The organism is Denitraticella aggregata (assembly GCF_048158365.1).
Lineage (GTDB): Bacteria > Pseudomonadota > Gammaproteobacteria > Burkholderiales > Rhodocyclaceae > Azoarcus_F.
Genome location: NZ_JBLLNL010000001.1, coordinates 263,068 through 276,917, shown reverse-complemented (window position 1 = coordinate 276,917; position 13,850 = coordinate 263,068). Strand labels below are relative to the sequence as shown.

Below are 13,850 nucleotides of genomic sequence, written 5' to 3'. Positions count from 1 at the left end.
GCATCATCCGCATCAGAACAACAAGACCGTGCCCTATCGTGCCAGGGCACCGGGAGGAGACCAGAACCGCGAGCGCGTGACGCGCGCGGCCGCACGCTCCGCCTCGAACACGCACGCAACAAGAGGAGAACGATAATGGACGAGCAACTGCGCCAGGATGCGCTGAACTATCACGAGTTTCCGACCCCAGGGAAGATCTCGGTGACCCCGACCAAGGGCCTCGCCACGCAGCGCGACCTGTCGCTGGCCTATTCGCCCGGCGTGGCCTTCGCATGCACCGCGATCCAGGAGGATCCGTTGCTGGCCGCGCGCTACACGTCGCGCGGCAACCTGGTCGCGGTCATCACCAACGGCACCGCGGTACTCGGACTGGGCAACATCGGTGCGCTCGCCGGCAAGCCGGTGATGGAGGGCAAGGGCTGTCTGTTCAAGAAGTTCGCCGGCATCGACGTGTTCGACATCGAACTCGACGAGCATGACCCCGACAAGCTCATCGACATCATCGCCAGCATGGAGCCGACCTTCGGCGGCATCAACCTCGAGGACATCAAGTCCCCGGAGTGTTTCTACATCGAGAAGAAGCTGCGCGAGCGCATGAAGATCCCGGTTTTCCACGACGACCAGCACGGTACCGCGATCGTCGCCGCCGCCGCGGTCATCAACGGCCTGCGCCTGGTGGGCAAGGAGATCCGCGACGCTAAGCTGGCCGCGTCGGGCGCCGGCGCGGCCGCGATCGCGTGCCTGGACCTGCTGGTGAGCCTCGGCATGCCGGCGGAAAACATCCGCGTCGTCGACGGCAAGGGCGTGATCTACGTCGGCCGCCCGGGCGCGATGGATGCGAGCAAGGAACGCTACGCCCGCGACACGCCGGCCCGCACGCTGGCGGACATCGTCGACGGCGCCGACATCTTCCTGGGTCTGTCGGCAGGCGGCGTGCTCAAGCCCGACATGGTCGCGAAGATGGCACGCGACCCGATCATCCTCGCGATGGCCAATCCGACCCCGGAGATCAATCCGGAGGACGCGAAAGCGGTCCGCCCGGACGCGATCATCGGCACCGGCCGCTCGGATCACCCGAATCAGGTCAATAACGTGCTGTGCTTTCCATTCATCTTCCGAGGCGCGCTAGACGTCGGGGCGACGACGATCAACGAGGAGATGAAGGTCGCCACGGTGCGCGCGATCGCCGACCTGACCCATGCCGAGATTCCGGCCGAAGTCGCCAGCGCCTATGGCGCCGAAGGCTTGCGCTTCGGTCCCGAGTACCTGATTCCGAAGCCCTTCGATCCTCGGCTGATGGAGCGCGTCGCTCCGGCAGTTGCGAAGGCGGCGATGGACTCCGGCGTCGCGACGCGTCCGATCGAGGACTTCAATGTCTACCGGCAACGCCTGCGCCGCTTCGTCTACCACTCCGGCACCAGCATGGAGCCGGTGTTGCAGGCGGCAAGACTGGCGCCCAAGCGCATCGCATATGCCGAGGGCGAGGACGAGCGCGTGCTGCGTGCCGCGCAGATCGTCATTGACGAAGGCATCGCGCGTCCGCTGTTCATCGGTCGCGCGGACGTGATCGCAGCACGCATCGAAAGTTTCGGGCTGCGCATGCGCCTGGGCGAAGACTGCGAGTGCGTGAACATCCTCGATGACCCGCGCTACGATGCCTGCTGGAGCGAATACCTGCGTCTGGGCGGGCGCGATGGCGTCACCACCGCGATCGCGAAGGAAAGGATGCGCAGTCGCCCGACGCTGGTCGCGGCGATGCTGGTGCGCCGCGGCGACGCCGACGGCATGCTGTGCGGCACCAACGGGACCTACATGGACCACCTGCGCTACGTGCGCCAGGTGATCGGCCTGCGCGAGGGGGTGGACACCTTCGCAGCGATGCAGATGCTGATGCTGCCCGGACGCCAGCTGTTTATCTGCGACACGCATGTGAATCAGGATCCGACGCCGGAACAGCTCGCCGAGATGACGGTGCTGGCCGCCGAGGAGGTGCGCCGCTTCGGCATCGAGCCGACCGTCGCGCTGCTGTCGCACTCGAACTTCGGCAGTTCGGACGCGGCGTCCGCGCTAAAGATGCGCGACGCATTGGCGCTGATCAACGCGCGCGCGCCCGATCTATCGGTCGAGGGCGAGATGCAGGGCGACTCAGCGTTGGCACCATCCATCCGTACCGATATCTTTCCCGACATGCGGCTGAAGACCGAAGCCAACGTGCTCATCATGCCGAACGTCGACGCGGCCAACATCGCCTTCAACCTGCTCAGGGTCGCCGCCGGCCATGGCATCACGGTCGGCGCGATCCTGCTCGGCGCGGCACGCCCGGTGCACATCCTGACACCTTCGTCCACGGTACGACGACTGGTCAATATGACCGCGCTCACGGTCGTAGATGCGGACGTCGATCGCTGATCTTCAAGCCTGGGCGCGGATCCGGCAGTTGCGCTGCTCGCGACTGCCGGATCCGCGCCGGTGATGGCCGTGCTCAGCGGTAGATCAGGAAAGGCGCACGCGCCTCGCGCCAGGCCGCCTCGTCGGCGGCGGCCAACCGTTCCAGGTCGCCAGGCATCGCGGCCGCATCATCCACCCACTCGCGCAGCAGCGGGCTGCCGTTGATCAGGTCAATCGCACGCCGCTCAAATTCATACTCGTACGGGAAATCGCGCCAGATCGGGTAATCGGGCCGGAGCCGGCGCAAGGCCTTGAACGCGAGCGCCTGCAGCCGCCACGGCCTGAACGCCGCATGCTCGTAATGACGCGGGTCCTCGACATGGATCTGGAGTCCGGCGCACAGCCGACCGGCATGCTTGTGGAAGGTCGGCTCGAACCAGCACTCGCGCAGCACGCAGCCGCGCAGCCAGTCCGGCGCCAGCGCCTGCATGCGCGCACGTATGGCAATGGCATCGATACCCGGCGCACCGAACAGCTCCAGCGGCCGCGTCGTACCGCGCCCCTCGGACAGCGTGGTGCCCTCGAGCATCACGGTGCCGGCATAGCAGCGCGCCATAGACACATTCGGCGCGTTCGGACTGGGATTGATCCAGCTGCGCTGCGCACCCGGCCAGCCGAACCCGGGCGCGTCGTCCGGCAACCAGCCCTGCATCGGGACGACCTCGCATTCGACGTCGAGGCGCAGCGTGTCGACGAACCACTGCGCGAGTTCCGCCATGGTCATGCCGTGGCGCATCGGCATCGGCCCCGCACCGACGAAACTCTCCCAGCCGTCACGCAGCGTCAGTCCTTCGACCGGCCGGCCGACCGGATTCGGTCGGTCCAGCACCCATACCGCCTTGCCATGCGCGGCGGCGGCCTCCAGTACGTAGCGCAGCGTGGTGATGAAAGTGTAGATCCTGCAACCCAGATCCTGCAGGTCGACCAGCAACACGTCGAACGCCTCCATCATCGCCGCGGTGGGTCGGCGCACGTCGCCATACAGGCTGAACACCGGGATTCCATGACGCGGATCGACGAAATCCGGCGACTCGACCATGTTGTCCTGCTTGTCGCCGCGCAGCCCGTGTTGCGGCCCGAACGCGGCGACGATGTCGAGATCCGGAAGCGCCGCAAGCGCATCGAGCACGTGCGTCAGATCACGGGTGACCGACGCCGGATGCGCGAGCAGCGCGACCCGCTTGCCCGCGAGCGGCCGGCGCAGCGCGGCATCCTCGATCAGGCGATCCAGTCCGAACTTGATGTCAGTGCTCATGGGCAGGTCTCGAATCGGTCGGGGCGAACGCAAAGGCTCGGCCCTCGGCGGAAACGCGCATGGTAGCGCGAACCCCCGGTCTGCAGACAAGCACCGATGACCTTGGCAAGACCATCGATGAACACGCTGCGGCGAAGCGAGCGGGAGGGGACGGTCGCCCTGACGGCGACTCGGCCCGAGCGCATGCCGCTGTCGGCGAGCGTAGCGCCCGCGGGCCTCGCTGTCTGAGCGCGCCAGCGCGAGTTCGAGGCCCGCAGCGAAGCGAGCCTTACAGCGGCAGCGCGAGTGGCCGTCGGAGCCGTCAGGGCGGCCGTCCCCTCCCGCTCGCGGCTTCATGCGGCGCACGATGGAACCCATGACCCGCAGTGACGCTCTGAACAATTGTTGTGGCGACATTCCCGATGCCGACGCCAATCGCCCGGTATTGCGGTTCCGACGTCGGCAGGGACGCCGGCCGGGCCCACGGCACCACCGCCCGATCGCCACGAGGAGACCCGACATGACGCAGACCCCAGTGCCCTCACGGAAACGCCGATCCGACACGGACATCCTGTCGCTGCCCGATGCGCGGCTTCGGTGCGGGCCGGTGCTGCACGCGATCGCAAGGCTGCTCCCGGTGCTGCTCGCGCTGCTGATGCTGGCCCCGGCGATCGGCGCACGCGAACTCGCGCTCCCGAGCGACGCGCTGATACCGGTCGAACTCGCGACGGTCGCAGTGCTGAGCGGGACCGACACGCCGGTCGTGCTGCTGCGCGAACCCGAGTCCGGGGACATGGTGCCGATCTTCATCGGACCGCCCGAAGCACGGGCCATCCTGCTCGCGCAGCAGGGCATCACCCCACCACGTCCGATGACGCATGACCTGCTGCGCGACGTGATCGACAAGCTCTCCGGCACGCTGGAAAGCGTGGTGGTGGACGCCCTGCGCGACGGCATCTACCACGGTGCGCTCGAAGTCCGGGTGGGGCCGGACGCGCGGCTGGTGCGCATCGATGCGCGACCGAGCGACGCGCTCGCGCTGGCCGCACGCACTGGTGCCGCGATCCGGGTCGCACCCAGCGTGCTGCACGGCGGGGCGGGTCTGCAGTTCGACGGACTTGCCCGCGATCAGGTGGCCACCGCGCTCGGTATCACGGTAGTCGAAGCGACCCCGGCGCTGCGCGATGCGCTGCGTCTGCCGGATACGCCCGGGGTACTGGTCACCGCCGTCACCGGTTTGGCCGCCTACGCGGGCATGAACCCGGGCACACTGGTCGTCGAAGTCAATGGCGATGCGCCGGACAAGCCGATGGTTTTTCTGGAACTGGTCCGACGCACCGTCGCCGGCGAGCGGGCGCAAATCGTGTATTGGTACGCCGGCGAGGAGCGCACGCTGTCGCTGCCGACCACCGTGCCGCCACGGCCGAATCAGCGTGCGATGCGCCTGTGACCTGCGCCCCCGCCCGGCTTGCCCTCCTGCGATTTCGGACCAAGAAACTGCGTCGATCCAACGACTTTGATTGATCTTGATCAACAATATCCGGATACTTGCGCACATTCATGACTTGACGGCATGAGAATCGGCAGGCTCAGCACGCGTCTTCGCGACATGGGCCTTGGCGGCCCGACCGCCACGCGACGAGAGGATGGCCCGTGTTTCGACGAGATATAATCATTCTGTTACTGGTCGCAGTTGCGATGTTCGGCCTGCTCGCGCACTACGCCATCAAAGGCCAGGACATCCCGATCTGGCAGGCCCTTCTGGTCGGCTTCGCCAACCTGCTTGCAGCCGGCAAACTCTTTCTGACGGTCAAGAGAGCGAAGGACGAGCAGCGCCGCGCGCAGGCCCAAAAGGTCGCGCCGCACAACCCGCGCTGACCCGGACGGCAACCCGACCGCAGCCGCGGAACCACTGGCTACAGACATTTTCTTCTGATCGGACCTCGACACCCCATCCCTGATAACCCCGAAGCGCAGGACGCTCTCGAATGGATAAAGCAGACGACGCAGTCACAATCGGCATGAACAGGCAGCATCCCGAACCCGGCGTTCAGGTCCTGGATTTCCTCGCACAGCACGCTCTGTCGGCCTCGCCGATCCACTACTGGGTAGCGCACGAGTACCTTCAGGGTAACAATCCCGAACTGGCGAAGACCATCGACGACTGCATCGCGTCCGGCAAGACCTTCGATACGTTCTTCGTGCGGGACCTGTACGAGCGCTTCATCGTCGCGGAGAGCTTTCGCCAGTTTCGCGGCATGGGGGAAGACATGGAGCGGCTGCTCGGCGGCCTGATCGACAATCTGCGCGAGGCCGACCGCAGCGCGACCGGACTCAAGGACTCCCTGTCCGAGAACATCACGCAACTCAAGCGTGCCGAGGATCCGAGCAACCTGAAGACGATCGCGCAGAACCTGCTGAAGGCAGCGGTCGCAGCCAGCGTAGATAACGAAAATCTGCAGAAGAACCTCGAGTCGACCGAGCAGGAAGCCAGAAGTCTGCGCAGCGAACTCGAGAAGCACCGGCGCGAGTCGATCACTGATCCGCTGACTGGACTGTTCAACCGCCGCGGCATGGAGCTCGAGATGGCGCGCGTGTTCGGACTGTCGCCGGACGGGCCAGCCGCGATGCTGGTCCTGGACATCGATCATTTCAAGAAGATCAACGACACCTACGGTCACGCGATCGGCGATGTCGTCATCCGCAAGGTGGCCGAAACCATCAGGAGCGTGACGCCGGAGGACTCAGTATCGGTGCGATTCGGCGGCGAAGAATTCATCGTGTTGCTGTCAGGGGCCTCGCCCGAACTGGCCCGCTCGGTGGGCGAGAACGTCCGCCAGACCATCGAGAAGCTGCGGCTGATCCGGCGTCACGACAAGCTCGCGATCTCGCCTTTCACGATCTCGGTGGGCGTTGCCGCGAGGACCGGCAACGACACCCTGGACACCCTGTTCGACCGCGCGGACAAAGCCTTGTACGAAGCCAAGAGCAGCGGCCGCAATCGCGTGATCAGCGCGCCCTGACCGAAGCGGCGGGCGCCGCGCTCACCCGTGCGCAGGTTCGAGCGCGTCGCGCCGGCGCAACTGCCGGCGCACCACCCACGCAATCAGCATCAGCGCCGGCACGAATATCCATTCCGGTGCCGGCCGCTCCGCCGGCACTTCGACCGCGGTGATCCTAAAGCCGGGTCCCAGGCCGAGCTTGGCGGCGGTGCTGCCGAAGCGCACCCCCTGCACGCCAAACCCCGCCTCGTCCTCGACCACATTCAATCCACTGAACGCAAGCCGCTGTGCGGCATCCTGCCCGGGCGCACCGAGCGGCAGCAGGATCACGCCGTTCACTCCGCGCCCCTCCAGCGTCACGCCCTCGTAGAGGATCCGGATGCGCTCGTTGCGCCCGGCCTGGACCACCGCTTGCGCAACCGCTTCGCCGGTCAGTTGCTGGAAGGGTGCATGAACACGATCCATGAAGAGGGCCGGATAGAAAAGCATGATGGTCGCGAGCATCAGCACCAGCCGCTCGGAGGTCCGGCAACGCACGATCAGCCAGGCCTGATTGACGGAGATGAACACGAAGCCGGCAAGCGTCGCGCTCGCGACCGTCAGCAGCGCATGGCCGACGCCCTGCACGCCGATCAGCAACAGCTGCGGATTGAACACGAACATGAACGGCAGCAAGGCCATCCGCATCGAGTAGCGGAACGCGATGATGCCGGTACGCAACGGATTTGCGCCGGCGATGCTCGCCGCCGCATACGAGGCGAGCCCGCCGGGCGGGAGCACATCGGCCAGCAGTCCGAAATAGAACACGAACAGGTGGGCGGCGATCAGCGGCACGGGCAGCCCGTTCTGCGCGCCCACCGTGACGATGACCGGCGCCATCAACGAGGACACGACGATGTAGTTGGCCGTGGTCGGCAGCCCCATTCCGAGCACCAGACAGATCAGCGCGACCATGATCAGCATCAGCAGCACGTTGCCGGCGGTCAGGACCTCGACCACCTCGGTCATCACCAGGCCGATGCCGGTCAGCGTGACGGTACCGACGACGATGCCGGCGGTCGCGGTGGCGATCGCGACCGTGACCATGCTGCGCGCACCATTGACCAGACCGGTCCGTAATTCGGTCGCCCCCTGCCGGAACGCCGACCACAGCCGGTGCGCTTCGCCCCGGAGCCAGGCCTGCAGCGGACGCTGGGTGAGCACGACGAAAATCAGGAAGGCGGTGGCCCAGAAGGCCGAACGGGTCGGCGACAGGCGTTCGATCATCAGATTCCAGACCAGCAAGCCGATAGGAAGCAGAAAGTACAGGCCCGATTTCAGCGTCGGACCGGGATCGGGGGTATGGGCCAGCGACGCGGCACCGTCGTCGCCCGGCAGCGGGTGGCGGGCGCCGATGCGCAACAACAGCAGATACGCGATCAGCAACAGACCGGCCACCGCCGGCAGCATCGCACCCGGCGCGACTTCCCGGATCAGCGTCGTCGTCAGCGACACTCCCCCCGCGATGGCGCCGAGCACCGCGGCACCGACGGTAAAGCGCATCACCGAACGCTGCCAGTAGCGCGGCCGAAAACGCGCCAGGCCGCGCAGGTCGGCCTTCACCGCCTCCAGATGCACGATGTAGAGCAGCCCGAAGTATGCGATCAGCGCCGAGATCAGCGCATGCTTGAGCACGTCCAGGTAGGGGATACCGACATATTCGACCATCAGGAACGCCGCCGCCCCCATCACCGGGGGCATCACCTGGCCATTGACCGACGAGGCGACCTCGATTGCGGCGGCCTTCTCCGGCGGATAACCGACGCGCTTGATCATCGGGATCGTCAGCGGACCGGTGGTCACCACATTGGTGATCGACGATCCCGAGATCATACCGGTCGCGGCCGACACGCCGACGGCCGCCTTGGCCGGACCGCCGCGAAAATGCCCGAGAACGGCGAGCGCGCTATGCACCAGATAGGCCGCACCGCCCGCCGCCTCCATCAGCGCCCCGAACACCACGAACAGAAAGATGAAGCCCGCCGACACCCCCAGCGCCACACCGAACACCCCCTGGGTCGTGAGCCACAGATGACTGGCCGCCTTGGTCAGCGATGCGCCCTTGTGCGCGATCAGGTCGGGCGCATGCTCGCCGAAGAACACATAGGCGAGCAAGGTCGCAGCCAGCACCACCATCGCCAGGCCGAGCACGCGCCGGGTGGCCTCGAGCAGCAGCACGATTCCGACCAGTGCCACCGCGACATCGAAGCCGGCGGGTTCGCCGGGGTGGGCACTGATACGCGCATAGAATAGATACAGATAGCCGGCGCAGAAGGCCGCCACCACCGCGACACCAATATCGTGCGGCCGCGGCCGATGATCGATGACGGCCCCGCGTGCCGGATACAGCAGGAAGGCGAGCAGCATCGCGAAGGCCAGATGCAGCGAGCGCACCTTGGTGTCGCTGAACACCAGCACTCCGAGCTCGACCGGAAGCGGTGAGGCCACCCACAACTGGAAGACCGCCCAGGACAGCGCGATCCACGCGATGACATCGACCGTACGCCGCGGCGCCGTGGGATGCGCGGCGACGGGCTGCTGAGCGGGAGTCTCGCCGGAGGTCATCGCTACCGGTATCCTGTTCAGATGACGCACATGCGCCGGTGGGCGGGGGCCAGCCTGTCGGCTTCAGACCTCAATCTACCTGAAGTGGCAGGACGCCGCTCGGACAATTCGTACGCAGGCGAACCAATGAGCCCCGGTGCCCACCGCCGATGCGGAACACATGCGCACCCGCGATGTCCCAGCCAAGATGAAACCTTCGGAGTCCCGAGCCAGCGTCCGGCGCAGTGCACGCTGTCTGCCGCTGTGCCTGTTGTTGCTGGCCGCCTGCGCGACCGAGCGGCCGCAGAACATCGGCTTGACCGAGGGGCGACTTTCACCCTGCCCCAGTTCCCCGAACTGCGCTTCCAGCCTCGCTCAGGATTCGTCGCACCGGGTCGAACCATTCCGCTATACGGGCAACCGTGACGCCGCCCGCGCGCGCCTGCTCGCCGCGATCGGCACCTTGTCGGGCGAGCGCATCGTCCGCGACGACGCCGACTACCTCCATGTCGAGGTCACCACGCAGATCATGCGCTTCGTCGACGACCTGGAGTTTCATTTCGTCGGTGACGGCCTCATCCATGTGCGCTCGGCCTCGCGGGTCGGGCATTCGGATCTGGGCGTGAATCGCAAACGGGTCGAGGCGCTGCGGCAGGCGTTCGGGGGCGAGTAGGATGACGACCCGGTCAACCCTGTGCTGTGGAATAAACTGACCCGGGTTCGAGGCACGCGACATGATCCGGCCAGGCTGCCTCCTTCTGCCGCCGCTCGCGATGACAGCCTCGCTGGCGATCGCGAGCGACGGCGACTCGATCGAGTTCCGCACGTTCTTCCTGCTGTTTCTCGGTGCCTTCTGGCTCATCATGGTCGTGTCGTCGATACCACGGCGCATTCGCCCGGGTCTGGTGACACCCGCACTGCTGCGGGCATTTGCGCACGAACATGGGCTGCATGCCGGCACGTCGGGAGAGCGCGCCGGGCAGAGCGGTTCCCGGAGCCGATCGCTGCAACGCTGGCTGTCGACCAATCCCGCGCTGAAGCATCCGGACCGGAACGGGCCGATGTTCGTCGGCGAGCATGCCGGTTTTCCGTACTCGATCGACGAAGTCAGCGTGAACAGCTGGTTCGGCAGTCCCTGGCAGCGGAAACGCTATCTGCGCCTGTGCATCGTCCCGCCGGAGATACCCACCACGCTCGCGCTTCGTCCGGCGCGGTTGCGGGACCGGATCCTGGGCCGCGCCGGACTGCTGCGATCGAGGACGACCGCGAAACATCGAGGCGGCCTGGTCGCGACGCTGTCCAAACGTCCGATCGTCCAGGCACGAGAGCGCATGTTCCTGAACGACGCCCGCCGCCAGCTGCTCGAGCAGTACCAGGCGCGCAGCGACGGCATCCACCTGCACGACGGCAGGCTCTACCTGATACGCGATCGCTTCGAGATCACCGGGCCGGAACTCGACCGGCTCCACGGCGACGCAGGCGCGCTCGCTGCTGCGCTCGCCGCGGCGAGTTGAAGCCGCAGCCAGGGCGGGAGGGTCCTGCCGCGCCCCGCATCTCGGCATAGTCCCGCCCCGCCAAGAAAATTCGGGTTAAGATTGAACCCGACGACGCCTCATGCCGTCAATTGACTGTACGACTACGGATCTGCCGCCATGACCCGCATCATGAAGCACCTCTCGCTGAAGTCCCTGGATCGCACCGAACGTCTGCAGGTGCTCAACCACGCGTTCTTCATCACCGCGTTCCTGTTCGTCGCGCATCAGAACGTGCTGACGCCGCAGCAGGTCAATGCGGAAGTGCCGATGATCGCGCAGGCGCTGCAGATGCAGCCGCACACGCCGCCACCGGGTTACGACCCCGACCAGATGAGCAGCGAGGAACTGGACCTGCGTGACCTGCCGGATCTGCGCGAGCTGCGCGACATGTCGGTGCGCCCGGAGTAGCACCCCGCTCAGGTTTCGCACACCACCACACGCTGCTGCATCGCGTCGGCGAACAGCGTGAGCCGGCCCGGTTCGACGTCGCACACGTGCACGACCTGCGCCCACCGCGCCGTATCCGGCACGATCTCCGCCAGGCGATTCTCGCCGCGCAGCAACGCGGCCTCGTCGATAGCGTTCCCGTCCATCTTCGGAAACAGCGCAAAGTACAGCATGTCGGCTTCGATCAACTCGTTGATGAAGTGCGTGCCGAGTGACACGTCCGGCACCAGCGTCGCGTGCATCGCGACGATCTCGCACAGCGCCGCGACATGGTTGATCTCCGAGAACGCGACCGGGATGCCCAGCGACGGGTCCCGAGAGCCCCATCGCCCCGGTCCGAGCAGCAGCAGCTGGCGATCCCGGCTCGCCTGATTGATCGCCCCGACCAGGCGCGCGATCTCGAAACGATCGGCCTGCGACAGGTGGCCGTAGACGCCTGGAACGACGTACACGACACGATCCGGCTGCAGGACCCGACTGGGTCCGATCACCGCACCACGGGTGCGCACCCGCACCGGCGCCGCCAGCGGCGGTTCCGGGCTGAGGCCGGCATCGATATTGCGCACCTGCATCGGCCGGCACTGCAACAGGTTGATGCGGTAGGCCCCGTCCGGATGCATGTTCAGCGCGAATTCGATCTCGACCGCGTGGTCATAGGCCGCGTGCAGGCGTTCGAGTATCGCGCGCATGTCGGCTACGAACGGCGTGCCGCCGACCAGGCCGTCGAAGGTCAGAAAGGCCGGACCGTCGTCCCGTTCGCGGGACGTGAACAGGCTCATCGGGAAGGTCTTCTGGTCGCGCACCAGTTCCCCGAATGGCCCCGAGGCGACACGGTTTTCCTGCAGATCGAGCGCATCCATGCGGCGCTGGGCATGACGGGCGATCGCGCCGAACCTGGTTTCCGGACGCAGGTCGGGGGCGTTCAGCGCAATCAGACGCGTATAGTCGTCATCCGATCGATCGACCGCGCGGGTCCCCAGGCCCGCGACGATGCGCACGACCCCTGCGCCCATGTCGATCTTCGGGTTCCACGGGTAGGGATTGACCGACAGGCCGACCCCTGCAGCATGCGGGTTGAAGTAGCGTGACCCCGCGGTGCCGGACACCCGCATGATCAGCAGGGCCATCTGCTCGTTTTCCGCGAGCAGCCCGCGCCGCTCCCGGTAGCGCAAGGCCTGTTCGCCCAGCGTGCTCGCATAGACCTGGCGCACCGCATCGAGCAACTGCCCGAGGCGCTGCTCGCGCGGACCCTGGTTGACGCAGAACACACTGTCGTACTGGCCTGCGAAGGCGTTACCGTAGCGGTCCTCCAGGCGGGAACTGGAGCGCACGATGAACGGCCATTCGCCGAAGTAATCGAGCATGCCTTCGAACTGGCGGATCGTCGCAGACGGGAAGCTGCCGGCGAGCATCCGCTCGCGTGCCTCGTCCAGCCCGCTCAGCAAAGTGGCCGGATCGCGCTGTCGGCGCCGTATCCACCACACCCGGTTCTGCACCAGAAACGTGTCGAACACCTCGGTTCCGACGAAGAACGAGTCATGGGCCTCCATCCGCGACAACAGGTCTGGTGCATCGCGCCGGATCACCGCACGCGCGAGCAGCATGCCCAGCGCCTTGCCGCCGATGGCGCCAATGCCGATCATGCGGTTGCGGATCGCGATCAGGTCGTCGAGATCGAGGTAGCCATCGACCAGGCACATCAGCGCCGGGTCGTCCGGGAACACCAGTCGGCTCAGGCGCCGAAACCATTCGGACTCGGCCTCCCTGTCCTGGCCGCCGCCCTGTCGTGCCTTCAGCAGCGCCCGAACCGCCGCAAAATGCCGCTGCCAGTGATCGCTGAACAGGTTGTCCTCGAGCCCGGGCCAGTCCGCGCCGGCCAGGATCTCGGACACGGTGCCGCTGTCGGTGACCGGCGGGAAGTGATCGCCCGCCTCCCACGCGTGAATCAGGTTCATGACCGCGGCGGACCGATGCTGGACCTTGATCGGCCGGATGTAATGCCGCCCGCGACATCGGAACACGTCGAGCAGGAACTGGGTGGTGTCCGTGATCATTTCCATCGCGGCACGGGTATGGGTGTTTCGCAGCACCCCGAAATAGGTCACCGTGTCGAGGTCGAACAGCCGCGGGCAGGTCAGGCGGAAGAAGTTGCCCATCATGCGGTCCGACTGCCAGGCTTCGGCCAGATCCGACAGGCAGTCGAACACATACAGCGTCTCGGTGCCGGCCGTCTCGATCACGTCATGGACCTGGTCGACGAAGGCGTCGAACCCGTCGCCGGGGCGCGGATGATGGATCTCGACCCCGGGATCCTGGGCCAGCAAGGGCGGATGGCACGCGAAGCGGAAATAGATCAGCCGCCGTCGTTGCGACCAGGCCGCCCGCGCATACGGGACCACCAGCGCCACGTAATCCTCCACCGTCTGAATCTGCCAGACGATGTTGTCGCCGCGCTGAACGCCGCTGAAGACCTTGTCGAGCCCGGGCATGCCGGTGGTCGGGGCGAAGGAGGACTCATTGGCGGCATTCATCATCGGGGGCCCTTGTCGGGTGGGTGCAGCACAGCTTAAATCGGATGACGGCACCCCGACAAACCGATAA

At 66.3% G+C, this 13,850-nt stretch carries 10 protein-coding genes; 7 read left to right on the top strand and 3 right to left on the bottom strand.

The genetic code is table 11. The annotated features are described in order from the left end of the window. Nucleotides 1–135: 135 nt before the first annotated feature. Complete coding sequence (locus ACKVEX_RS01285) at nt 136–2,409, top strand: NADP-dependent malic enzyme (protein ID WP_473213866.1); 2,274 nt, start codon at nt 136–138, stop codon at nt 2,407–2,409. Between the two features lie 73 nt (nt 2,410–2,482). On the opposite strand, the gene ACKVEX_RS01280 is transcribed toward ACKVEX_RS01285, so the two are convergent. Next, a complete protein-coding gene (locus ACKVEX_RS01280; RefSeq protein ID WP_473213865.1) occupies nt 2,483–3,703 on the bottom strand; it encodes an exo-beta-N-acetylmuramidase NamZ family protein in 1,221 nt (406 codons plus the stop codon). Between the two features lie 499 nt (nt 3,704–4,202). Here ACKVEX_RS01280 and ACKVEX_RS01275 point away from each other — a divergent pair, with 499 nt between their 5' ends. From ACKVEX_RS01275 to ACKVEX_RS01265, 3 genes are all read left to right on the top strand, one after another. Continuing rightward, nucleotides 4,203–5,132: a bifunctional nuclease family protein gene (locus ACKVEX_RS01275; protein WP_473213864.1), complete on the top strand. Its 930-nt coding sequence runs from the start codon at nt 4,203–4,205 to the stop codon at nt 5,130–5,132. A gap of 248 nt (nt 5,133–5,380) precedes the next feature. Beyond that, a complete protein-coding gene (locus ACKVEX_RS01270) occupies nt 5,381–5,560 on the top strand; it encodes a hypothetical protein (protein WP_473213863.1) in 180 nt (59 codons plus the stop codon). A gap of 110 nt (nt 5,561–5,670) precedes the next feature. Next, entirely contained in the window at nt 5,671–6,705 is a 1,035-nt protein-coding gene (locus ACKVEX_RS01265) for a GGDEF domain-containing protein (RefSeq protein ID WP_473213862.1), read from the top strand. Between the two features lie 21 nt (nt 6,706–6,726). Here the strand turns inward: ACKVEX_RS01265 and ACKVEX_RS01260 are convergent, their stop codons facing one another. Then, complete coding sequence (locus ACKVEX_RS01260) at nt 6,727–9,288, bottom strand: TRAP transporter permease (protein WP_473213861.1); 2,562 nt, start codon at nt 9,286–9,288, stop codon at nt 6,727–6,729. A 136-nt stretch (nt 9,289–9,424) separates the two neighbouring features. Between ACKVEX_RS01260 and ACKVEX_RS01255 the strand changes: the two genes are divergently transcribed. The 3 genes from ACKVEX_RS01255 to ACKVEX_RS01245 all read left to right on the top strand — a co-directional run bounded on the left by ACKVEX_RS01255 (nt 9,425) and on the right by ACKVEX_RS01245 (nt 11,210). After that, on the top strand, nt 9,425–9,940 hold the full coding sequence (locus tag ACKVEX_RS01255) for a DUF1499 domain-containing protein (protein ID WP_473213860.1): 516 nt from the start codon (nt 9,425–9,427) through the stop codon (nt 9,938–9,940). Between the two features lie 100 nt (nt 9,941–10,040). Next, nucleotides 10,041–10,781 carry a hypothetical protein gene (locus ACKVEX_RS01250; RefSeq protein ID WP_473213859.1) on the top strand — a complete coding sequence of 247 codons (741 nt, stop codon included), beginning with the start codon at nt 10,041–10,043 and terminating at the stop codon, nt 10,779–10,781. A gap of 138 nt (nt 10,782–10,919) precedes the next feature. Next, a complete protein-coding gene (locus ACKVEX_RS01245; RefSeq protein WP_473213858.1) occupies nt 10,920–11,210 on the top strand; it encodes a hypothetical protein in 291 nt (96 codons plus the stop codon). Between the two features lie 8 nt (nt 11,211–11,218). Here ACKVEX_RS01245 and ACKVEX_RS01240 read toward each other — a convergent pair whose 3' ends face one another. After that, the gene (locus tag ACKVEX_RS01240; protein WP_473213857.1) at nt 11,219–13,783 is read right to left on the bottom strand and encodes a PEP/pyruvate-binding domain-containing protein; all 2,565 of its coding nucleotides are present in this window, start codon (nt 13,781–13,783) and stop codon (nt 11,219–11,221) included. Between the last annotated feature and the right edge of the window lie 67 nt (nt 13,784–13,850).